Raw genomic sequence first — 20,919 nt, forward strand, 5'->3', positions numbered from 1 at the left:
TTTGAAGCACTATGCCGGGCCACGCAGAGCCAGCCCAACCACCGGTCCCGGGCGCGCGAGAAAGTATTGCGCGAAACCCCAAGGCGACCCACGACTTCCACATCCTCGACACACTGGAAGCCGGAATCGTGCTGACCGGAACCGAGGTCAAGTCGCTCCGTCGGCGGGGCGCCTCGATCAAGGAGGCGTTCGGACGGATTTCCCGGGGCGAGGTATGGATCGAAAATCTCAATATCACGCCATACGAGCAGGGGAACCGCTACAACCATGACCCGATCCGCGGCCGGAAGCTCCTGCTGCATCGGCGCGAGATCGAGAAACTGGTCGGCGCCGTGGAGCGCCAGGGTCTGGCGTTGATTCCGCTCGAACTCTACTTCGTCCGCGGTCGCGCCAAGCTGCAACTCGCCCTCGGCCGGGGGAAGAAGGCGCACGACAAGCGCGAGGACCTGAAGCGCCGCGAAGCCGACCGCGAGGTCGCCCGGGCGATGGCGTGGAAGGGGCGCGGATGATCGCACTCCTCGCCGCCCTGGCGGTGTCCCGGGCTGCGCCGACGCTGCTCCATGTGAACCGCACCGGCAACGCGTCCTACGACATTCGCCTGGTCCAGCGACCGGGCGAGGGGCCGCTCGTTCCGCTCGCTCCCCTCGCCGAGGCTCTTGGTGGGCAGGTGCAGCGCCAGGGGCTCTGGATCGTACTGAGCACCACCAGCGGGAACTTCCGCTTTCTCCCCGGCACGCCCGTGGTTGAATACGGCAGCACCGTTCGCGGTCTCCCGGGCGTCTCGCACGTGCGTGGCGATTCGCTCGATGTGCCGCTGGCCTTCGTCGCCGAGGTCCTGGCCGATCCTCACCGGCAGGCATGGAACTGGACCCCATCGACGGCAGTGCTGAGTGAGGGTGCGGCACCGCCGCCGCTCACGATCAGGCCATCGCGCACCACGATCGCGAACGACGCGCGGAGTCGCTCACCCAGCGGGTTCCGTCGCTCGCATCTCGTCACCATCGATCCCGGTCACGGTGGCACCGATCCCGGCAACCCGGGAATGTTCTTTCCGCGCGGCCTCAGGGAGAAGGACGTCACCCTCGCCGTCAGTCTGCTGGTACGGGATGAATTGGTGGCGCGCGGCGTGAAGGTCCGGATGACCAGGATCATCGACACACTGATCAACCTGGGTCAGCGTGCCCCGAAGTTCTGCACCTCCGATTGTGACCTCTTCGTGTCGATCCACGTGAATTCGTTGAATCCGCGGCCGGGGTACACCTCCATTCGCGGATTCGAGACGTATTTTCTCTCCGAGGCGCGCTCGGCCGATGCCGCTCGCGTGGCGCGGATGGAGAACGAAGCGGTCCGGTATGATTCGCCGGACAGTGATCCGGCGCCGTCGGGCGGACTCGATTTCATGTTCAAGGATCTCCAGAGCGGCGCGATGCTTCGGCAGTCGCAGGAGGCTGCCTCGCTGATCCAGACGTACCTGAGCGAGGTGCACGACGGTACTGATCAGGGCGTCAAGCAGGCTGGCTTCGCGGTGCTGAACACGGCGCGCCGTCCCTCTGTTCTGGTAGAAATGGGATATGCCACCAATCGTCAGGACGCGGCACTGATGACCAGCTCCGACGGGCAGCGCAAGCTGGCCGCCAACATCGCCCGCGCGATCATCACCTACCTCCGGCAGAACGAGGCGGAGACGATCGATTCCTCGGAGAGCGCCAGCCCGTGAAGCGCGGCACCATCGCGGTGGTGGTCCTCCTCGCCGCGTGCTCGTGGTCCAATTCACTCTACCAGGCCCGGCAACTCACCGCCTCCGCTGAACGTGCCGAGCGCGAACGGCGATTGGGCGAAGCGCAGACGACCTGGGGCCAGGTCATCGTCAAGGCCGAATCGTCCTATGCCCGATCGCCACGCGGAAAGCGCGGGGCCGAAGCGCTCTGGCTCGCGGGACAAGCCGAGTCACGAGCCAACGATTGTGATCGCGCCGTGCCGACCCTGCAGGCGGCGTTCTTCGCATCCCCGTACGCCGTTTGGCGTCAGCACTTGCTGCTCGCGCTGGGGCTCTGCGCCGAGGCGTCGAACCGCCCGACTGCCATGGCGACATACGCCATGCTGCTCAGCTCGCATCCCGACTCGGCCACTCGCCGGATCGCATCGCTGCATCAGGGACATGTCCTCGCGCTGCAGGGCGAATGGGCCCGTGCGGATTCGGCGCTCGCGGGTGACGACACCTTTCCCGCGCGTCTCGACCGGGCCACGGCACTGGCGCATCTCGGCCGCGCCCATGACGCCCTCGTCAATCTCGATCCATTGATCCAGGCCGGCGACACGACGGTGCGCTGGATCGATTACGTCGAGGAACTGGCGCGCCACGATCCCGCCGTCGCCGATACACTGCTGCAACACCTCCAGCGCTTCAGTCACGACTCGGTCCTGGTGCGGGGCAGGATGCAGCCGCTGGCGACCGAGGAGCAGCAATCGGCGTGGCTCATCGCGGCGGCGCGGGCTGCGGCACAGCTTCATCCCGCCGCAACCGATCGTTGGCTGGCGGAGCTCGCCACGCGACCGGCTTCGCAGGCTGTATCGGATGGGAGGTACCTCTCTGCGCAGCTCCACATCCTTCGGTCAGGCTCGGTGGCTGAGCTGAACCAGGCGATCAGCGCATTTGGCACCGGAACACCGGAAGGATCGCTCGGTGCATACCAGCTTGCCGATGTGCTGGTCTACAGCCGGTGGATCGCGGCCCGGGACTCTTCCGTCCGCCGTGGCGCGCCGTCCGGGGACATGGCGATGTTCGCACTCGGTGAACTGGCCGGCGATTCGCTCGGCGCGCCGCGATTGAGTGCCTGGTTCTTCGCGGAAGTCGAACGGGACTGGCCGCAGTCGCCGTACGTTCCCAAATCGATCCTTGCCCGCGTTCCGCTCGAGCCCGACTCTGCAGACGCGCTCCTCGCGCGGGCACGGACCTACACCGGGAACCCCTACATCGCGGCAGCCAACGGCGACGTGGCGGCGCAAGTGCAGGTCTCCCGGCTTGAGTATGCGCTGGGACAGTTCATCGACGGCTGGTCCCGGGCGCCGCACGCCCCGCGCATGACGGAGGCGCGCGAGTGACCATTGCCCGCACGGTTGCGGGGATCAGCTTCCGCAATCCAGTGCTGCTCGCGTCCGGGACGGCGGGCTTCGGGCGCGAACTCGACGGCGTGATCGATCTCGATCGGATCGGCGGCCTGGTCACCAAGGCGGTGTCGATCGCTGCGCGCCATGGCAATCGCGCGCCGCGCGTCGCGGAATTCGCCGGCGGGATGCTCAATTCGATCGGGCTCGCGAATCCCGGAGTCGCCGTCGTCGTCGACGCGTCGCTGCCGTGGCTCGCGTTGCATCATCCACAGCTGCCGGTACTGATGAACGTGGTCGGATTCGAGGTCGAGGAATACGCGGCCGTCATCCAGCGCACCGAGACCGGGCCGGGACCCGCGGCGTTCGAGCTCAATCTCTCCTGTCCCAACACCGCTGCGGGCGGCCTCGAGTTCGGCGCGGATGCGCACGCGATGCGCGCCGTGGTCGCCAGCTGCCGCGCAGCAACGCGCCGCCCGATCTTCGTCAAGTTGTCGCCGACCCTTCCCGATATTGCGTCGATGGCCCGAACCGCGCGCGACGCCGGCGCCGATGGTGTGACGCTGGTCAACACGATGCCGGGGTATCTCGCCGAAGGTGGCGTCCCGGCGCTCGGCAACGGCAATGGCGGTGTGAGCGGTCCGGCGCTGCGACCGGTCGGGCTGCTCGCCGTGCGTCGCACCGCGGCGGCACTTCCTGGGTTTCCGATCATCGGCGTCGGTGGGATCGCGACGGCGGCGCATGTCCGCGAGTATCTCGATGCCGGCGCGTCACTGGTCGAGATCGGAACCGCAGCGCTCGCCGATCCGAGAGTGCCCGAACGATTGATCCGCGACCTGGAGCGACACGGTGGCTGAACTGCTCGTGGCGCTGGATCACGCCGATCCGGCCGATGCGATTGCATTGCTCGACCTGCTTCCCGAACGCGCACCGGTCAAGGTCGGCGCCGTACTCTTGGCGCGAGCCGGCATCGGCTTCGTTCGCGGACTCGTCGGCGAAGGTCATCCGGTCTTCCTCGACCCCAAATGGCATGACATCCCCAACACCGTCTCCGGTGCTGTCTCCGCCGCCGCGGAACTCGGCGTCGACATGGTCACGGTCCACGCCCTGGGCGGCGACGCGATGTTGCGGGCGGCGGTCGAAGCGGCGGCGGGGCGAACGCGCATCATCGCCGTCACGATGCTCACCTCCCACAGCGCAGCGGAGTTTGCAGCGGTGACCGGCAGACCTCGCGTCGATCCGGAGCAGGAGGTCGCCCGCCTCGCCGGTATCGCGGCCGCAGCGGGGGTGGCCGGCGTCGTCTGCTCGCCGCAGGAGATCGCGGTGGTGCGCGGAGTTGCGGCGTTCGAGCGGATCGTGGTGCCCGGGATCCGCCGCGATGGCGACGCCGTCGGCGACCAGCAGCGGACCGCATCGCCTGCCATCGCGATCGCGGCGGGCGCGACGCACCTGGTCGTGGGGAGGCCGATTACCTCGGCCGCTGCGCCCGCGGAAGCCTACGCCGAGTTCGTGGCAGCGATGGGCTGATCGCTATTCCGCCTGGATCGCCGCGAGCGGATCAATCGCCGCCGCTCGCCGACCCGGGAGATAGCATGCCAGCAGCGCGGCGGCGACCAGCACGCAGACGCTGATGACGAACGACAGCGGGTCGGTCGACGACACACCGAAGAGCAGGGACCGGATGGTGCGGGTCAGGGCCAGCGCACCGCCGATCCCGAGCAATGCACCAATCACCACCGTGCCCATCCCCTGATACACGACCAGCGCCAGGACGCTGCGCCGCGTTGCACCGAGCGCCATCCGGACGCCGATCTCGCGGCGGCGGCGGGTCACGGCATACGACAGCAACCCGTACAGGGAGAGCCCCGCGAGAAAGAGCGCAAAGCCGCTGAAGCCGCTCATCACGTACATCACGAACCGGCGGTTGGCCACCGACTGGTCCATCGTGGCTTGGAGGGTCGAGATCACCGACGGGACGTCGGGGTCGACGCCAGCGAGAACACGACGGATCCGATCGAGCAGCGCGGTACTCGAATGGCGCGTGCTGAGGACCAGCGTCATTCCCTCGAGCGAACGCTCGGGCCGCTGCGCGTAGTCGACATACACGGCCATGCCGGGGGAGTCGTCGCCGAGCTCGCTCTTGGTATCTGCCACGACCCCGACAATCGTGAGCCACTCATCGTGATTGTCGAACTGCGGCGTCCACTTGATGCGATGCCCGATTGGATCCTTTCCGGACCAGTAGTGTTGCGCCAGCGATTGGGTGATGACCGTCACTGGCGCCGTCCCGGCGCGGTCCCCGGCGACAAACGCGCGGCCGCGCAAGACCGGGATATGCAGCGCGTCGAAATACCCGGCGCTCACCAGCCGGTAGAATGGCACCGTGCCGCGCTCCGAACTTCCCTCATCGTCGGTGATGATCGAACCATTGATGCCGCCACCACCGGTGTACGGCACGCTGACACTGTTGAGCAGGGCGGCGCGATCGACGCCAGGCAACGCGCTGATCGCCGGAAGGAGCTGGTCGAAGTAGGCGCGCTGCCGGCTGCTGTCGGCGTAACGGTTTTCCGGGAGTGACAGCGCCACCGTGGTGACATTCCGGGCGTCGAAGCCGGGATTGTCCGCCAGCAGCGTCGACAGGCTCCGGATCAGCAGCGACGCGCCGACCACGAGCATGATCGCCAGCGCGACCTGTACCACGACAAGCGCCTGTTGCGGCAGACTGCGATTCGCGGTGGCGCCGCGTCCGCCGTTGGAGAGACCGCTGCGCAGATCGACCGTCGTTGCGCGCCACGCGGGGAACACGCCGATCAGCGAGCCGCACGCCAGCGCCAGCGTCAGGGCGACGGCGAGCGCCGGAAGATCGAGCGTGACTTCACGCATCCTCGGAATACCGGTGACTCCCGGTCCGAGCGTGACCAGGACGCGCGTCAGCGCCCACGCGATTGCGACGCCGAATGCACCGCCGGAGACTGCACGGGCAACATTTTCGGTCAGCAGCTGGCGAATCAGCCGGCCGTGGCTCGCACCGAGGGTGGCGCGAACGATCAGTTCGCGCTGTCGCGCTTCGGTCCGGGCGACGGTGGCGCCGGCGATGCTGACGCACGCGATCAGCAGTACGAGTGCCACGGCGCCGAGCATGAGGAGGAGCGGCGTGCGGCTGTTCCCGGTCACGGCCTGCTGCATCGAGACGGTCGCGATGCCGTCGGGGCCGCTGCCGAATTGATGGCGGATGCGGGCGATGATGGCATCGAGATCCTGTTGTGCTGCTCCGAGCGCGATGCCGGGTCGCAGCCGGCCAACGGCATGCCACAGGCCGGCGTTGCGCATGCCATCGTATTTCCCGTACACCGATCCGATCCAGAGCCGCGCGCTCGCAGGATACTGAAACCCGGGCGGCATGACGCCGACCACGGCGTAGTTGCGTCCGTGCAGGTCGAGATGGAGCTGATCGAGGCGGGCGTTGGCACCCAGGTGATCCCGCCAGAAGTCGTACGACACGACGGCAACCGGCTCCGCCGTTGCACCGGTCTCATCGGGCCGCAAGGTGCGGCCGAGAAATGGCGTCAGACCGACCGCACCAAAGAAATCGCCGATCACCGACGCGGTCATGGCGAGTTGCGGCTCATCACCTCCGATGACCGTGGTCTCGTTGGGAAGCGACGCTCCGAGGGCGCGATAGCTGCGGTTGTCGCGGATCAGATCGAGGACCGTCGGAGTCGACAGCGAACCGCCGCCGCCGGTGGGCCCGTATCGGGCCGAGACGAGCACGAGGCGATCGGGGTCCGGGTAGGGGAGCGGGCGAAGGAGGACATCGTGCACCACGCTGTACGCTGCCGTCGTGACGCCAATTCCCGCCGCGAGCGTCAGCAATGTTGCCAGCGTGAAGGCGGGAGTCCGAAGGGCATCCCGCATCGAGAACTGCAGGTCGTGTCGGATATCCGACCAGATCGACATCTGGCGACTCCTCTGGAGGTGATGCAGTTCGTGCTGGACGCAATCGTGCCGGAGATCCTCGACGCGGCCGAAGCGTTCACGCGCGATGCGGCGCGCGTCGTCGGCACCGACGCCGCGTTCGCGGATCTGCCGGGCACGCATCTCGAGATGAAAGGCGAACTCTTCGTCGACGGCATCGGCTGCGCGTCGTGGCGTCGTCGGCCATCGAAAGGCGCGGGCCAGCCGGCGGAAGTCGAGACTCACGGCGCACCGGGTGCCGGCCGGCGCAATGCGGTGGCGATCGCCTGGACATAGCGATCCCAACGAGGCGCCTGCTGCGCGAGATGGGTGCGGCCCTGCGGGGTCAGGGCGTAGAACCTGGCACGCCGCCCAAGATCCGATTTCCCCCACTCCGATTCGACCCAGCCGCGGTCGGCGAGTCGATAGAGGGCAGGATAGAGCGTTCCCTCCTCGACGAGGAGTTCGGCAGCAGTCGAATGTTCGATCCATTCCGCGATGGCGTAGCCATGCTTCGGTCCCCAGCTCAGGGCCTGCAGGATGAGCAATTCGAGGCTTTCGCGGAGCAGATTCAGGTCGGTTGGCATGGTTCCCCTTGGCAGACATGGGGAACCTATTTCGCGTTGCCTTGTCAGACAAGGGGAGCATGGAGCGCTGGGGTGATTTCTGCGCCGGAACTCGCTGTCAGTGGCCCGGTTGCGTCAGTTTCGTGGCAGCGCTATCTTGCCGTGCTGTTCCGTAAACCGGTTTCCGGGAGACCAACGCTGTGAAGGTTCGTTCGAGTGTCAAGCCGATCTGCGAAAGCTGCCGTGTCGTGAAGCGTCGCGGCGTGGTGCGCGTCATCTGCAGCCGGACCGCCAAGCACAAGCAGCGGCAGGGCTGATATGGCGCGTATCGCTGGGGTAGATCTTCCGCGCGAAAAGCGCGTTGAAATCGGACTCACCTACATCTTCGGGATCGGACGGGTCACCAGCCGCAAGCTGCTGGCCGAGACCGGCATCAATCCCGATACCCGGGTGCGTGATCTCTCCGACGCCGAAGTGGGGCGTCTGCGGCAGATCATCGAACGGAGCGTCAAGACCGAGGGCGCGCTGCGCACCGAGGTCGCGATGAATATCAAGCGGCTGATGGACATCGGCACCTATCGCGGCATTCGACATCGCCGTGGCCTGCCGGTGCGCGGTCAGCGCACGCATACCAACGCCCGGACCAAGAAGGGCCCCCGTCGGGCCATCGCCGGCAAGAAGAAGGTGACGAAGAAGTAATCCATGACAGCGCCTGCCACCGCACCGAAGCCGAGCGCCAAGCGCTCCAAGAAGTTGGTCGAATCCGAGGGGGTCGTGCACATCTCAGCGACGTTCAACAACGTCCTGATCACGATCACCGATCTCCGTGGCAACACGGTGGCATGGGGCACGGCGGGGAAGGCCGGCTTCAAGGGATCGAAGAAGTCCACCCCGTTTGCGGCGACCGTCGCCGGCGAGAACTGCGCCCGCGAGGCGCTCAACCTCGGCATGCGCAAGGTCCACGTGCGGGTGCAGGGTCCGGGAAGCGGCCGCGAGTCGGCGATCCAGGCGCTCGCGTCGGTCGGCCTCAAGGTCGCGTCGATTCGCGACGTGACGCCGATTCCGCACAACGGTTGCCGTCCACCCAAGAAGCGGCGGGTCTGATCCATGTCACGTTATACCGGACCACAATGCCGCCTCTGCCGGCGCGAAGGGACCAAGCTCTTCCTCAAGGGAAGCCGCTGTCTCACCGAGAAGTGCGCCATCGAACGCCGCCAGTACGCCCCGGGCCAGCACGGCCAGCAGGGCGGGCGCGGCCGGAAGATGTCGGAGTACGCCAAGCAGCTGCGCGAGAAGCAGAAGGTGAAGCGGATGTACGGCCTCACTGAATCGCAGTTCCGAAATACCTACGCTGGTGCGTCGCGCCTGCCGGGGGTCAAGGGCACCAACCTGCTCGTTGCCCTCGAAACGCGGCTCGACAACATCGTCTACCGGATGGGCTTTGCGTCGTCGCGCCGCGGCGCGCGCCAGCTGGTCCGGCACGGCCACGTCGAGGTCAACGGCCGCAAGGTCGACATCCCGTCGTACCACGTGGTTCCGGGGCAGGAAGTCCGGGTCACGCCGGCCGATCGTGAGCAGCTCAGCGTCAAGCTGTCGCAGGAGCATGCGTCGCGCGGCGCCGCGGTGTCGTGGTTGTCGATCGACGCGGAGAAGGCCGCTGGCCGCCTCGTCGAACTGCCGACTCGCGACGGGATTCCGGTGAACGCGCAAGAGCAGCTCATCGTCGAGCTCTACTCGAAGTAACCGAAGGACACGAACCGATGGCTATCGATCTCACCGGACTCGTCCGGCCGCAAGTCGTCGAAATGACGAAGCGGGACGACAATCCGAACATCGCCGAATTCCGGCTGCAGCCGCTGGAACGCGGCTTCGGCCACACGCTGGGCAATTCGCTGCGGCGCCTCCTTCTGTCGTCGCTGCCGGGCAGCGCGGTCTGGGGCTTCCGCCTCGACGGCGTCGTGCACGAGCACCAGACGGTGCAGGGCGTCCTCGAGGACGTGCACCAGATCGTCCAGCGCCTCAAGTCGCTCACCCTCGTTCTCGACGAGGCGGTGCCCGAGGCGATCCTGCGCATCAGCAAGCAGGGACCCGGCCCGGTCTATGCCCGCGATATCCAGGACTCCGGTCAGGGGCGCGTGGTCAATCCCGACCACCTCCTCTTCACGGTGCAGGACGATCGCGAAGTGAACTGCGAGCTCTACGTCAACAAGGGCCGTGGCTACGTCGAATCCGAAATGCACCCCGCCGATCGGTCGTACCCGGTCGACCTGGTGCGGATCGACGCGATCTACAATCCGGTCCGCCGCGCCAACTTCACCGTCGCCGAAACCCGCGTCGGTCAGCGCACTGACTACGACCGGCTTGCCGTGTCGATCGAGACCAACGGAACGATCGCCCCGGAAGACGCGCTGTCGTACGCCGCCGCGCTCGCCCAGGAGCATTTCCGCTACTTCGTCGAATTCGGCAAGACCCCCGCGTACACCGCGCCGTCGGGTGAGCTGTCGGCTCCCGCCACCGGTCTCGCCGGGAAGCTCGCCAAGCCGATCGACGATCTCGGCATGTCGGTCCGGACCGTCAACTCGCTCAAGAACTCCAACATCCGCACCTTGCGCGATCTTGCCGAGTTCTCGATCAAGGACTTGAAGGAAGTGAAGAACATCGGCGACAAGGCGCTGCAGGAGATTGCCGATGTCCTCAATGGTGAGGAACTCAACGCCGAGATGGAGTTCGAGGAAGTCGGCGGCGAGCTCAAGGTGTCGAATCCTGGCGTGCCGCCGTATGTGCCGGTGAGCCAGGGAGAGGAAGCCTAAGCCATGCGTCATCGTGCCAAGGGTCGCCAGCTCTCGCGCACCGCGAGCCACCGGCGCGCGTTGCTGCGCAACATGGCGGCGTCGCTCTTCGAGCATGAAGGGATCAACACGACGATCGCCAAGGCGAAGGAGCTTCGTCCCTACGCCGAGAAGCTCGTGACGCTCGCGCGTCGCGGTGATCTGCACGCCATTCGTCAGGTGGAGCAGAAGATCCCCAATCGCGCCGTGCTCACCAAGCTCTTCAAGACGATCGGCCCGCGCTTCGCATCGCGGCCCGGTGGCTACACCCGGATTCTCAAGCTCGGGCACCGCCCGGGTGACGGCGCCGAGATGGCGCGCATCGAACTTCTTTCCGAGTAGGCGGGACCGATGGCACGAGTCTGTACTACCTGTGGCAAGGGGCCGACCACCGGCAACCATGTGAGCCACGCCAACAATCGCCGCAAGCGCCGGTGGTTTCCCAATCTGCAGACGGTGCGGGTGATGCGGGATGGCATGCCGCGGCGCGTGCGGGTATGCACCCAATGCCTCAAGGGCGGCAAGGTGGTCAAGGCGTCGGTAGCACCGGCGGCGTAGCGCCGCGACGTACCTGATGGTCTGATGTGATGACGAAGGCCCCCGAGCGGGGCCTTCGCTGTTTTGCGGGGAACGCCCCCGGCGGCCATTTCCCAGGGCGGAGCGCTCCGCCGCCGTGCCATGTAGATTCCCGCCTCGACATGCCGCCCATCCCGAGCCCGCGCTGGCGCGCCGCCCCACTTCCGCACCGCATTCGGCTCCCCTCCTTTTTTCCGGACTCGACATGCCGCGCGCACTGATCACCGGGATCACCGGCCAGGATGGCTCGTACCTCGCCGAGCACCTTCTCGCCAAGGGGTACGAAGTCATCGGCGTGGTGCGGCGGACGTCGCACCATTCGTACGAACGGATCGAACACCTGATCCCCCGGGTGCAGATCGTCGCCGCCGATCTCCTAGACCAGCATTCGCTCACCACCGTCCTGCACGACGTGCAGCCCGACGAGGTCTACAACCTCGCCGCGCAGTCGTTCGTGCCGACCTCGTTCACGCAGCCGGTCCTCACCGGCGAATTCACCGCGCTCGGCGTCACCCGGATCCTCGAGGCATTGCGCCTCGTCTGTCCGACGGCGCGCTTCTATCAGGCGAGTTCGTCGGAGATGTTCGGCAAGGTGCAGCAGACGCCGCAGCGCGAATCGACACCGTTCTACCCGCGATCGCCCTACGGCGTCGCCAAGTTGTACGGCCACTGGATCACGGTGAACTATCGCGAGTCGTACGGCCTCTACGCGGTGAGCGGAATCCTCTTCAATCACGAATCGCCGCGACGCGGAATCGAGTTCGTGACGCGCAAGGTGAGCGACGCGGTGGCCCGCATCAAGCTCGGCCTCGCTACCGAACTTCGCATGGGGAATCTCGAGGCGAAGCGCGACTGGGGATTCGCCGGTGACTACGTCGACGCGATGTGGCGGATGCTGCAGGCGCCGGCGCCGCAGGACTACGTGGTCGGCACCGGGAAGGCGCACTCGGTGGAAGATCTGGTGCGGATCGCCTTCGAGCACGCCGGGCTCGACTGGCGCACGTACGTCGCGATCGATCCGAAATTCTATCGTCCTGCGGAAGTGGACTATCTGATCGCCGACCCGTCGCGCATCACCACCGAACTCGGCTGGAAACCCGAGGTCCCGTTCGAGCAATTGGTGACGATGATGGTCGATGCGGACCTTGCCCGCTTGCAGGCGAAGTGACCCGACTCCTCGTCACCGGCGCCGGCGGCTTCGTGGGGCGCTGGCTGGTGCGGGCCGCTCGCGCGCAGGGAATGCAGGTCGTCGCCTCGGTCCTGCCGGGCGCGGCACTTCCCCCGGAATGGGCCGTCACCGACGGCCTCCCGCCGGTCGTGGCCGTCGCGGCCGATCTGCGGGAGACAACCGACCTTCAGCGTCTCGCGGAAACCACACCCGACGCCGTCGTCCACCTCGCCGCCATCGCTTCCGGTGCTGCGGCTCGGCAGGACCCGGCCGCAGCACTCGCCGTCAATGCCGAAGCGACCGCCGTCCTGGTGAGCCTCATCGCTCACTCGGGTTCGCCCAGGTTCCTCTTCGTCTCGAGCGGCGAGGTGTACGGCCCCGGACACGCCGGACCAATCGATGAATCGACGCCGCGATCGCCGCGATCGCCGTATGCGGTGAGCAAGGCTGCGGGCGAAGGAGCGGTTCTGGCGCAAGGGAAAGCGGGGTTGCCGGTCATCGTGGCGAGGCCGTTCACCCACACCGGTCCCGATCAGGCCGCCGACTACGTCCTGCCGGCCCTGGCGCACAGGCTCGTCGAAGCCAAACGCCGAGGATCCACGACGATCAGGACGGGGAATCTCAACCCCGTCCGTGATTTTCTTGATGTCCGCGACGTGGTCCGCGCCTACTTGCTGCTGCTGGAACACGGCGAAGCGGGAACGATTTACAATGTGGCGAGCGGCACCGGCCGCAAGCTCGCCGACTGCTTCGCCGAGCTGGCCGCGCTGATCGGCGTCGACGCTCGCGCGGAGATGGATGCGGCGCTCGCACGCCCCGACGATATTCCGGTCCTCATCGGCGACGCGTCGCGACTGCGCCGCGCCACCGGCTGGGTGCCGGAGATTCCTTTCGACCGTACGCTCCAGGATCTGGTGCATGCCCAAGCGGACTGACCTCTCCTCGATTCTCATCATCGGTTCGGGCCCGATCGTCATCGGTCAGGGGGCGGAATTCGACTACTCCGGCACGCAGGCGGTTCGCGCGCTCAAGGAGGAGGGATACCGCGTCATCCTGGTGAACTCGAATCCCGCGACGATCATGACCGATCCCGAGATCGCCGATCGGACCTACATCGAACCGGTGACGCCGGAATGGGTCACGAAGGTCATCGAGCGCGAGCGACCCGACGCGCTGCTGCCGACCATGGGCGGACAGACGGCGCTCAACGTGGCGATGGCGCTGGTTCGCGACGGGACCCTCGAGAAGTACGGCGTCGAGCTGATCGGCGCGAACGAGCGCGCCATCCGCATCGCCGAAGACCGCGCCGAGTTCGCAGCGGCGATGGTGCGGATCGGCCTGGCGACGCCCGCGGGCACCGTGGTCTCGACGGTTGAAGAGGGACTCGCCGGCGTGGAGCGCACCGGGTATCCCGCGATCCTCCGTCCGTCATTCACGCTCGGCGGCTCGGGCGGCGGGATCGCCTACAACCGTGAGGAATTCGAGACGCTGCTCCGGCGCGGCCTTGAACTCTCGCCGGTGCACTCGGTGCTGGTGGAGCGCAGCATCATCGGGTGGAAGGAGTTCGAGCTCGAGGTCATGCGTGACGGCGCCGACAATGTCGTCATCGTCTGCTCGATCGAGAATCTCGATCCGATGGGCGTGCACACCGGCGACTCGATCACGGTGGCGCCCGCGATGACGCTCACCGATCGCGAATACCAGCAGATGCGCGACGCATCGATCGCGATCATTCGCGAGGTCGGCGTCGCCGCTGGTGGATGCAACATCCAGTTCGCCGTCGACCCGGTCAGCGGTCAGCAACTGGTGATCGAGATGAATCCCCGCGTGTCGCGATCGTCTGCGCTGGCAAGCAAGGCGACCGGATTCCCGATCGCACGGATCGGCACCAAGGTCGCCGTCGGCTACACGCTCGACGAGCTTCCCAACGACATCACGCGGACCACGCCGGCGTCGTTCGAACCGGTGCTCGACTACGTCGTCGTCAAGGTGCCACGCTTCGCCTTCGAGAAATTCCCCGCCGCCGAGCCGTTCCTCACCACCCAGATGAAGTCGGTCGGCGAGGCGATGGCGATCGGCCGGACGTTCAAGGAAGCGCTCCAGAAGGGATTCCGCGGCCTCGAAACCGGACGCGCCGGCTGGGTGATCGGCGCCGGACCGATCGACGACCGCTTGAGTGACATCGACCGTGCGACACTGCTCGCCGCGATCCGCGTCCCGACACCGGAGCGTTTGTTCCAGGTGAAGCGCGCGCTCGTCTCTGGTGTGACCATCGACGACCTCCACGAAGCCTCGGGGATCGATCGCTGGTTCCTCCATCAGCTCGACGAGCTGGTGCGGATGGAAGACGAGTGGATCGCCTATCCCTTCGGAACGGATGACGCCGCCGATCGCGCGACGCTCCTCCGCCTCAAACGGGCCGGGTTCTCCGACTGGCAGCTTGCCGACCTCAAGCAGCTCCAGGAGTCGGAGATCCGCGACACGCGGCATCGCCTCGCCCTGCGGCCGGTGTACAAGACCGTGGATACCTGTGCCGGAGAGTTTCCGTCGAGCACGCCGTACCTCTATTCCTGCTGGGATGAGGAGAACGAAGCGTCGCACGACGGCCGGCCGACCGTGATCATTCTCGGCTCGGGGCCCAACCGGATCGGACAGGGCGTCGAATTCGACTATTGCTGCGTCCGGGCGACCCTCGCCTTCCGCGAACTTGGCTACCGCACCGTGATGGTCAATTCGAATCCGGAAACAGTCTCCACCGATTTCGACATCTCGGACGTCCTCTACTTCGAGCCGCTCACGCTGGAGCACGTCCTCGAGATCGTGAACGTCGAGCATCCGATCGGCGTGGTCGTACAACTCGGCGGCCAGACGCCGCTCAAGCTCGCCAAGGCACTGCAGGCCGCCGGTGTGCCGATCCTCGGCACGTCGCCCGACGCCATCGACGCCGCGGAAGACCGCAAGCAGTTCGAAGCGCTGGTGCGACAATTGGGGATCCGTCAGCCGCCCAATGGGACTGCCGACACGGTGGAGATGGCGCTCGAGGTGGCGGAGCGGATCGGCTATCCGGTGCTGGTGCGGCCGAGCTACGTCCTCGGCGGACGCGCGATGCGCATCGTCTACGATGCCGAGGAGCTTCACGGATTCTTCGACGAAGCGGCCCGCGTGGCACCTGGGCATCCGGTGCTGATCGACTCATTCCTCGAGGATGCGTTCGAAGCCGACGTCGACGCGATCTGCGACGGGACCAACGTGGTGATCGGTGGCGTGATGCAGCACATCGAGGACGCCGGCATTCATTCCGGCGACTCCGCGTGCGTCCTCCCGCCGTACCTCATCACCGAGGACCAGGTCGAGCAGATGCGCGAGCACACCCGCGCCTTTGCCAGGGCACTCGGCGTGGTCGGGCTGATCAACGCACAATACGCGATCAAGGATGGCGTCGTCTATTGCCTCGAGGTCAATCCGCGGGCGTCGCGCACCATCCCATTCGTGTCGAAGACCACCGGGGTGCCGCTTGCGTCGCTTGCCGCGGCGGTGATGACCGGGAAGGCGCTCGATTCGCTCGGCCTCACCGACGATCCGCTGCAGCCATACGTCGCCGTGAAGGAGGCGGTCTTCCCGTTCTCCAAGTTTCCCGGCGTCGATACCCGGCTCGGCCCGGAGATGCGGTCGACCGGCGAAGTGATGGGAATCGCCGATTCGTTCGGGATGGCGTTCGCCAAGGCGCAGGCAAGCGCCGACGGCGAGCTTCCCCTCAGCGGTTCGGTGTTCGTGACCGTCAACGATCACGACAAGCCGACGGTGGTCCCGATCGCCCGTCGCTTCCACGAGCTCGGCTTTCGCATCCTCGCGACGTCGGGGACACAGCGCTACCTGCGCGCTCGCGGGATTCCCGCCGAGCGCGTCCTCAAGGTGTACGAGGGACGGCCCAACGGCATCGACCTGATGGTGTCGGGGCAGGTGCACCTGCTCGTGAACACGCCGCTCGGCAAGCTGACGCAGGCCGACGATTACGCCATGCGCCGCACCGCGCTGCAACACGGCATTCCCTACACGACGACGATGTCGGCGGCCTCGGCGGCGTGCGATGCGATCATCGCGATGAAGAGCCGCCGCCTCGAGGTCTGCTCACTCCAGGAGTGGCACGCCCTGGCGCGCCAGGCGCTCGCGACCTGACCGGGAGTTCCGATGGCAGCGCAAAAGAGCAGAGGCGGCGTTCAGCCGATCGGTGAGTTCCTCGACACACTCGATGCCGATCGTCGTGCCGACACCGACCAGTTGATTGCCATGATGCGCCGGGTAACCGGACACGCGCCCGTCGTCTGGACCGGCGGCATCATCGGATTCGGCGACATTCACTACCGATACGGCAGCGGTCACGAGGGCGACCGATTCGAAATCGGCTTCGCGCCGCGCGCTCGCGAATTCGTGCTGTATTGCGACGGGCTCTTCGGTCCGCCACGCACCCGGCTGCTGACGCGACTGGGGCCCCATCGTAGCGGTGTCGGCTGCGTCTACATCAAGCGCCTCGCCGACATCGACCGCGCTGCGCTCGACGAGATGATCGATGCCAGTGTCGCCGGGATCCGCGCCATCGCCATAGCCAGGCGCGCCGAGAGAAAGAGCACGAAGGGCCCCCGGACGAAGTGACCGCCAGAGATCCCGGATTCATTGCTGCGCTGCGAGCCCGCGTGCACGGAGAAGTGCGCGACGGCGAGGCGCTGTCGCGCTGGTCAACCTACCGCATCGGTGGTCCCGCGACCGTGCTGCACCCGGCCGGCGCGGAAGATGTCGCGCACGCGCTGCGGGTCGCCGGCGAGCATCACGTCGCATGGTTCGCGCTTGGACTCGGTTCCAACCTTCTGTTCCCCGACGATGGACTCACCGCACTGGTGATTCGACTGGGGAAGGGAATCGATGCGCTGGTACAGGATGGCGCCCGCTGGACGATCGGTGCGGGGATGCCCCAACCCCTCGCGGCCAAGCGCACGGCGGCTGCCGGATTCGGCGGGATCCACAAGATGGTTGGCGTTCCCGGGAGCGTTGGCGGCGGGATCGTGATGAACGCAGGATGCCACGGCGCCGAGTGGCGTGACACCGTGCAATCGGTCGCAGTGATCGACGAGATTGGAAACGATCGAGTCGTGCCAGCCGCCGACGCGCGATTCACCTACAGGCGCAGTGCCCTCGGTCGCGTCGTCGTCGTGAGCGCCACCGTCGACCTTCATCCGGAGGACGCGGCAACGCTGGAGTCCGAGACCGAAGAGCTCTACCAGTGGCGAAAGACCATGACGCCATTCAATCAGCCGTGTTGTGGGTCGGTGTTCAAGAATCCGGCGCTCCCGGCGGAGCACGATCCGGCGTCGCCGCGAACAGCTGGTCAGTTCATCGAAGCTGCGGGACTCAAGGGGATGCGCGTCGGGCCGGTCGAGATCTCGCCGATGCACGCCAACTACTTCGTGAACACCGGTGGCGGGACTGCCGCGGACGTGAAGCAGCTGATGGTGCTCGCCCAGCGGAAAGTCGCCGATCAGTTCGGTGTCGCACTCGAGCCGGAAGTGAAGCTCGTCACCAGCGAGGGACTTATCGGGTAAGGGCCGACGCGACGCCGGTTATTCCGCTCGGATCGCCGTGATCGGATCGACCTGCGTGCCCCGCCGCGCCGGTGCCCAGCTCGCCGCGACCGCCGTGATGATCAGGATCGCGATCACGCCACCAAACGCGACCGGATCAGTCGGAGTGACGCCGTAAAGCAGTGATTGCAGCAGGCGCGTTGCCGCATAGGCACCCGCGACGCCGACGCCGATCCCCGCCAGCACAATCGACATCGCGCTCCCCTGGACCATCAGCCCGACTCGCCGAGGGGTCGCGCCGAGGGCGATGCGGATCCCGATTTCGCGGGTCCGCTGCGCCACCGAGTACGCCACGACGCCATAGATACCGATTCCTGCCAGCAGCAGCGCCACGACAGCGAAGAGTGTCAGGAGCAGCGCCATGAATCGCCGCGTCGCGACGGCATCGGTCAGCGCGTGGCTCATCGTGCTGAACTGCACCGGCGCATTCGGATCCGCCTGGGCGAAGACCTTGCGCAGCTGCGCTTCCACGATCGCCGGTGCTTCCGCGCTGCGAACCACCGCGGTCAGCCATCGTGACCGGAACGGCAACTGCCGGTACGAGAAGTAGTAGGTCTCGTTCGGCGCCGAGGTCAGCGAACCGCCGGGGACGTTGTGGGCGACCCCGATGACCATCGCCCACGGTTGTTCCTTGTCGGAATCCATCCCGGCGACGCGAAACCGCTTCCCGATCGGGTCCTGGCCGGGCCACTCCTTCGCCGCCATTTCCTGATTGACGATCGCCACGAGCTGCGACGACGGCACGTCGCCTTCGGTGAAGTCGCGGCCGCGAACAATCGGAATCCGCATGGCCGAGAAGAATCCGGTCGATGCGAGACGATAGACCGCGATGCCGGTATACGGCCGATCGGGAACGATCCGTGGCTTCCCCTCGACTTCGATACCGCCGATGGGGTACGGCGTAATCGCCGGCAAGTCGTTGGTCACGCCGGCCGCGTCCACACCCGGGATGGCGCGGACCAGCGTCAGTGCGCGATCGTGAAATGCGATCGCCTGGGTGACGTCGGGATAGTTCGACTCGGGAAGATCGATCGCCGCCGTCACCACGTGTGTCGGATCGAATCCGAGATCGACGTGCATCACGTTGGCAAAGGAGCGGAGTAGCAGCGTGCTTCCGATCAGCAGCACCACCGCGAGCGCGACTTCAACGGCAACGAGTGTCGACCAGACCTTCCCGCGCCGCGCACTTCCCCCGCGCGACCCGCGCATCAGCTGACCGGTATCGATATCCGACATCCTGAGCGCCGGGAGAAATCCGAACAGGACTGCCGTGCTCACGGCCACAAGTGCAGTAAAGCCAAGCACCGTCGGATCGAGGTGCGCCGACTCCATCACCTTCAGATCCGGCGGCGCAACGATAGTCATCAACCGCAGCAGCCCTTCAGCGAGGGCGAGACCGATACCGCAGCCGAGGACCGAGATGACCAGGCTCTCGGTGAAGACCTGTCGTACCACACGCGAGCGGCCGGCGCCAATAGCGGTGCGCACGGCGAGTTCTCCCTGGCGAGCGGTGCCGCGCGCCAGCAGCGTGCTCGCCAGGTTGGTGCACGCAATGAGGAGCAGCAGTCCCGACGCCCCGAGGAGGAGGAGGAGCGGGGTGCGCGCACCTCCCGCAAGCACCGTGTGCAGCGGCGTCAGGCGGCTTCCCACCGCGTCGAAGTCGGTGCCTGCGGTCTCGCCGATCTGCGTGAGGATCGTGTTGAAATCCTGTCGCGCCTGTTCCACGCTCACCCCGTCGCGGAGGCGCCCGAGCGTCGCCCAGTTGTGGGCCGTTCGCGACGTCGCCTGCTGCTGCAATTCGAGCGGCACCCAGATGTCCGATTCATCCGGAAAGACGAACCCCGGGGGCAGGACGCCGACGACCTGATACGTGAGATCGGAGCGGAGCCGGATCGACGCAAGATCGGGATTCGCGCCGAGGTATTCACGCCAGAATCGATCGCTGACCACCGCGACCGGCGCCGCGCCAAAGGCATGATCCGACGGCGTGGTCAGCCGGCCCAGCTCGGGCTTGACGCGCATCATCGGGAAAAAGTCGGCGGTGACATTCGCACCGGTCGCCCGGATCGGTTGATTCAGGCCGAGGACGGTGGCCTGTCCCGCACCGTACTGGGCAAGCTGCTGGAACGAACGGTTCCGCGCCCGCAGGTCCTGGAAGTTGGTGTACGAGAGATAGGCGTAGGTCGTCTTGTGCAGTTCCATCGCGTCGACGAGCTGCTCGCCGTGATTGAACGGGAGGGGACGCAGGAGGACGCCGTTGATCAGCGAGAAGATCGCGGTGTTGGCTCCAACGCCGAGGGCAAGCGTCGCAATCGCAACGGCGGCGAACGTCGGCGATCGGCGCAGCAGCCGGAACGCAAAGCGGATGTCATTCGATATCCCGTCGATCCATTCCGCCCGCCGGCGCGACTTGCGTGCTCGCGCGGTGATGTCGCGACATTCGTCAGCCACGCCGCGCATGTCACCGAACACCCGGGTCGCTTCGGCGCGGGCGTCGCCCGCGTTCCATCCCTGCGCGATCAATTCGTCGGTGCGGCGCGCGATATGGTCGGCGAGTTCCTGGCGCACGTCCTCGTCGACCGGCTTCACCGACGACAGCGGCAATTCTTCGTCGGGGCGGGGCATCAGGCGACCGCTCCGCGCGGCCGCGCGTCGATCACGCGACTCATCGCCTGGACGTAGCGCTTCCAGCCGGCCAGATCGCGCTCCAGCTGCCGCCGACCCGCCGGGGTAAGCTGATAGACCTTCGCTTCCCGCCCGGTCTCGGTAACCTGCCACGACGACTCCACAACCTCCCGCGCCTCGAGGCGGCGGAGCGCCGGATAGAGCGCCCCTTCCTCGATCTGCAGTTCGTCCTTCGTTGTTTCGCGAATCCACCGTGAGATCGCGTAGCCGTGCGTCGGCCCCCACGCGAGGGTGCGGAGGATCAGGATGTCGAGAGTACCGCGCATCAAGCCCATCTGGTCGCCGGCCATGGAGTCCCGTCCCTGAGAGTCTTATACCTAAGATACTAATGGGTATGACGTACCAGACCGGAAAAAGGTTGCGAGAGTCCATATTCCATTCCATCTATCTTCGTCCGCGGTACC

General features: G+C 66.5%; 22 protein-coding genes. 18 read left to right on the top strand and 4 right to left on the bottom strand.

The window, feature by feature from the left end:
- Positions 1 to 11: 11 nt before the first annotated feature.
- The 5 genes from smpB to pyrF are packed head-to-tail and all read left to right on the top strand — an operon-like array spanning position 12 to position 4,632.
- Positions 12 to 509 carry an SsrA-binding protein SmpB gene (gene smpB, locus VGM20_09700; protein ID HEY4101137.1) on the top strand — a complete coding sequence of 166 codons (498 nt, stop codon included), beginning with the start codon at positions 12 to 14 and terminating at the stop codon, positions 507 to 509.
- A complete protein-coding gene (locus VGM20_09705; GenBank protein HEY4101138.1) occupies positions 506 to 1,717 on the top strand; it encodes an N-acetylmuramoyl-L-alanine amidase in 1,212 nt (403 codons plus the stop codon). Before smpB ends, VGM20_09705 begins: the two co-directional genes overlap by 4 nt.
- Positions 1,714 to 3,102 carry a hypothetical protein gene (locus VGM20_09710; GenBank protein ID HEY4101139.1) on the top strand — a complete coding sequence of 463 codons (1,389 nt, stop codon included), beginning with the start codon at positions 1,714 to 1,716 and terminating at the stop codon, positions 3,100 to 3,102. The genes VGM20_09705 and VGM20_09710 overlap by 4 nt, the downstream gene beginning before the upstream one ends.
- Positions 3,099 to 3,962, top strand: a complete 864-nt coding sequence (locus tag VGM20_09715; GenBank protein ID HEY4101140.1) for a dihydroorotate dehydrogenase — start codon at positions 3,099 to 3,101, stop codon at positions 3,960 to 3,962. The genes VGM20_09710 and VGM20_09715 overlap by 4 nt, the downstream gene beginning before the upstream one ends.
- Positions 3,955 to 4,632: an orotidine-5'-phosphate decarboxylase gene (gene pyrF, locus VGM20_09720; protein ID HEY4101141.1), complete on the top strand. Its 678-nt coding sequence runs from the start codon at positions 3,955 to 3,957 to the stop codon at positions 4,630 to 4,632. Before VGM20_09715 ends, pyrF begins: the two co-directional genes overlap by 8 nt.
- A gap of 3 nt (positions 4,633 to 4,635) precedes the next feature.
- On the opposite strand, the gene VGM20_09725 is transcribed toward pyrF, so the two are convergent.
- Positions 4,636 to 7,062, bottom strand: a complete 2,427-nt coding sequence (locus tag VGM20_09725) for an ABC transporter permease (GenBank protein HEY4101142.1) — start codon at positions 7,060 to 7,062, stop codon at positions 4,636 to 4,638.
- Between the two features lie 18 nt (positions 7,063 to 7,080).
- Here VGM20_09725 and VGM20_09730 point away from each other — a divergent pair, with 18 nt between their 5' ends.
- Complete coding sequence (locus VGM20_09730; protein ID HEY4101143.1) at positions 7,081 to 7,356, top strand: hypothetical protein; 276 nt, start codon at positions 7,081 to 7,083, stop codon at positions 7,354 to 7,356.
- Here the strand turns inward: VGM20_09730 and VGM20_09735 are convergent.
- Positions 7,302 to 7,646: a PadR family transcriptional regulator gene (locus tag VGM20_09735; GenBank protein ID HEY4101144.1), complete on the bottom strand. Its 345-nt coding sequence runs from the start codon at positions 7,644 to 7,646 to the stop codon at positions 7,302 to 7,304. The two genes, VGM20_09730 and VGM20_09735, sit on opposite strands and share 55 nt — an antisense overlap.
- A 179-nt stretch (positions 7,647 to 7,825) precedes the next feature.
- Here VGM20_09735 and rpmJ point away from each other — a divergent pair, with 179 nt between their 5' ends.
- From rpmJ to murB, 12 genes are all read left to right on the top strand, one after another.
- On the top strand, positions 7,826 to 7,942 hold the full coding sequence (gene rpmJ, locus VGM20_09740; protein HEY4101145.1) for a 50S ribosomal protein L36: 117 nt from the start codon (positions 7,826 to 7,828) through the stop codon (positions 7,940 to 7,942).
- A 1-nt stretch (position 7,943) separates the two neighbouring features.
- A complete protein-coding gene (gene rpsM / locus VGM20_09745) occupies positions 7,944 to 8,324 on the top strand; it encodes a 30S ribosomal protein S13 (protein HEY4101146.1) in 381 nt (126 codons plus the stop codon).
- 3 nt (positions 8,325 to 8,327) lie between these two features.
- Positions 8,328 to 8,729 carry a 30S ribosomal protein S11 gene (rpsK, locus tag VGM20_09750; GenBank protein ID HEY4101147.1) on the top strand — a complete coding sequence of 134 codons (402 nt, stop codon included), beginning with the start codon at positions 8,328 to 8,330 and terminating at the stop codon, positions 8,727 to 8,729.
- A 3-nt stretch (positions 8,730 to 8,732) separates the two neighbouring features.
- Positions 8,733 to 9,368, top strand: coding sequence for a 30S ribosomal protein S4 (gene rpsD, locus VGM20_09755; protein HEY4101148.1), 636 nt, complete (start codon positions 8,733 to 8,735; stop codon positions 9,366 to 9,368).
- A gap of 17 nt (positions 9,369 to 9,385) precedes the next feature.
- Positions 9,386 to 10,435, top strand: coding sequence for a DNA-directed RNA polymerase subunit alpha (locus VGM20_09760; protein ID HEY4101149.1), 1,050 nt, complete (start codon positions 9,386 to 9,388; stop codon positions 10,433 to 10,435).
- A 3-nt stretch (positions 10,436 to 10,438) separates the two neighbouring features.
- Entirely contained in the window at positions 10,439 to 10,795 is a 357-nt protein-coding gene (gene rplQ / locus VGM20_09765; GenBank protein HEY4101150.1) for a 50S ribosomal protein L17, read from the top strand.
- A gap of 9 nt (positions 10,796 to 10,804) precedes the next feature.
- Complete coding sequence (gene rpmB / locus VGM20_09770) at positions 10,805 to 11,011, top strand: 50S ribosomal protein L28 (GenBank protein ID HEY4101151.1); 207 nt, start codon at positions 10,805 to 10,807, stop codon at positions 11,009 to 11,011.
- Positions 11,012 to 11,234: 223 nt separating this feature from the next.
- Positions 11,235 to 12,197, top strand: a complete 963-nt coding sequence (gmd, locus tag VGM20_09775) for a GDP-mannose 4,6-dehydratase (protein HEY4101152.1) — start codon at positions 11,235 to 11,237, stop codon at positions 12,195 to 12,197.
- The gene (locus VGM20_09780) at positions 12,194 to 13,132 is read left to right on the top strand and encodes an NAD-dependent epimerase/dehydratase family protein (GenBank protein HEY4101153.1); all 939 of its coding nucleotides are present in this window, start codon (positions 12,194 to 12,196) and stop codon (positions 13,130 to 13,132) included. Before gmd ends, VGM20_09780 begins: the two co-directional genes overlap by 4 nt.
- Positions 13,116 to 16,373: a carbamoyl-phosphate synthase large subunit gene (gene carB / locus VGM20_09785; protein ID HEY4101154.1), complete on the top strand. Its 3,258-nt coding sequence runs from the start codon at positions 13,116 to 13,118 to the stop codon at positions 16,371 to 16,373. Before VGM20_09780 ends, carB begins: the two co-directional genes overlap by 17 nt.
- A gap of 12 nt (positions 16,374 to 16,385) precedes the next feature.
- Positions 16,386 to 16,847, top strand: coding sequence for a DUF1801 domain-containing protein (locus VGM20_09790; protein ID HEY4101155.1), 462 nt, complete (start codon positions 16,386 to 16,388; stop codon positions 16,845 to 16,847).
- Positions 16,844 to 17,791 (top strand): UDP-N-acetylmuramate dehydrogenase, encoded by a 948-nt coding sequence (murB, locus tag VGM20_09795; protein HEY4101156.1) that lies wholly within the window; start codon positions 16,844 to 16,846, stop codon positions 17,789 to 17,791. Before VGM20_09790 ends, murB begins: the two co-directional genes overlap by 4 nt.
- Before the next feature lie 18 nt (positions 17,792 to 17,809).
- Here murB and VGM20_09800 read toward each other — a convergent pair whose 3' ends face one another.
- Complete coding sequence (locus tag VGM20_09800; GenBank protein ID HEY4101157.1) at positions 17,810 to 20,455, bottom strand: ABC transporter permease; 2,646 nt, start codon at positions 20,453 to 20,455, stop codon at positions 17,810 to 17,812.
- Positions 20,455 to 20,781, bottom strand: a complete 327-nt coding sequence (locus VGM20_09805) for a PadR family transcriptional regulator (GenBank protein HEY4101158.1) — start codon at positions 20,779 to 20,781, stop codon at positions 20,455 to 20,457. The genes VGM20_09800 and VGM20_09805 overlap by 1 nt, the downstream gene beginning before the upstream one ends.
- Positions 20,782 to 20,919 lie beyond the last annotated feature (138 nt).

The sequence above is a fragment of the Gemmatimonadales bacterium genome (genome assembly GCA_036500345.1).
Lineage (GTDB): Bacteria > Gemmatimonadota > Gemmatimonadetes > Gemmatimonadales > GWC2-71-9 > Palsa-1233.

What these genes read in the sequence shown, in the direction of transcription:
- gmd (HEY4101152.1), top strand. Translation starts at nt 11,235, where the DNA reads ATGCCGCGCGCACTGATCACCGGGATCACCGGCCAGGATGGCTCGTAC.
- rplQ (HEY4101150.1), top strand. Translation starts at nt 10,439, where the DNA reads ATGCGTCATCGTGCCAAGGGTCGCCAGCTCTCGCGCACCGCGAGCCAC.
- VGM20_09735 (HEY4101144.1), bottom strand. Translation starts at nt 7,646, where the DNA reads ATGCCAACCGACCTGAATCTGCTCCGCGAAAGCCTCGAATTGCTCATC.
- rpsK (HEY4101147.1), top strand. Translation starts at nt 8,328, where the DNA reads ATGACAGCGCCTGCCACCGCACCGAAGCCGAGCGCCAAGCGCTCCAAG.
- rpsD (HEY4101148.1), top strand. Translation starts at nt 8,733, where the DNA reads ATGTCACGTTATACCGGACCACAATGCCGCCTCTGCCGGCGCGAAGGG.
- smpB (HEY4101137.1), top strand. Translation starts at nt 12, where the DNA reads ATGCCGGGCCACGCAGAGCCAGCCCAACCACCGGTCCCGGGCGCGCGA.
- carB (HEY4101154.1), top strand. Translation starts at nt 13,116, where the DNA reads ATGCCCAAGCGGACTGACCTCTCCTCGATTCTCATCATCGGTTCGGGC.
- VGM20_09790 (HEY4101155.1), top strand. Translation starts at nt 16,386, where the DNA reads ATGGCAGCGCAAAAGAGCAGAGGCGGCGTTCAGCCGATCGGTGAGTTC.
- VGM20_09760 (HEY4101149.1), top strand. Translation starts at nt 9,386, where the DNA reads ATGGCTATCGATCTCACCGGACTCGTCCGGCCGCAAGTCGTCGAAATG.
- VGM20_09705 (HEY4101138.1), top strand. Translation starts at nt 506, where the DNA reads ATGATCGCACTCCTCGCCGCCCTGGCGGTGTCCCGGGCTGCGCCGACG.
- VGM20_09725 (HEY4101142.1), bottom strand. Translation starts at nt 7,062, where the DNA reads ATGTCGATCTGGTCGGATATCCGACACGACCTGCAGTTCTCGATGCGG.
- VGM20_09800 (HEY4101157.1), bottom strand. Translation starts at nt 20,455, where the DNA reads ATGCCCCGCCCCGACGAAGAATTGCCGCTGTCGTCGGTGAAGCCGGTC.
- VGM20_09805 (HEY4101158.1), bottom strand. Translation starts at nt 20,781, where the DNA reads ATGCGCGGTACTCTCGACATCCTGATCCTCCGCACCCTCGCGTGGGGG.
- rpsM (HEY4101146.1), top strand. Translation starts at nt 7,944, where the DNA reads ATGGCGCGTATCGCTGGGGTAGATCTTCCGCGCGAAAAGCGCGTTGAA.
- rpmB (HEY4101151.1), top strand. Translation starts at nt 10,805, where the DNA reads ATGGCACGAGTCTGTACTACCTGTGGCAAGGGGCCGACCACCGGCAAC.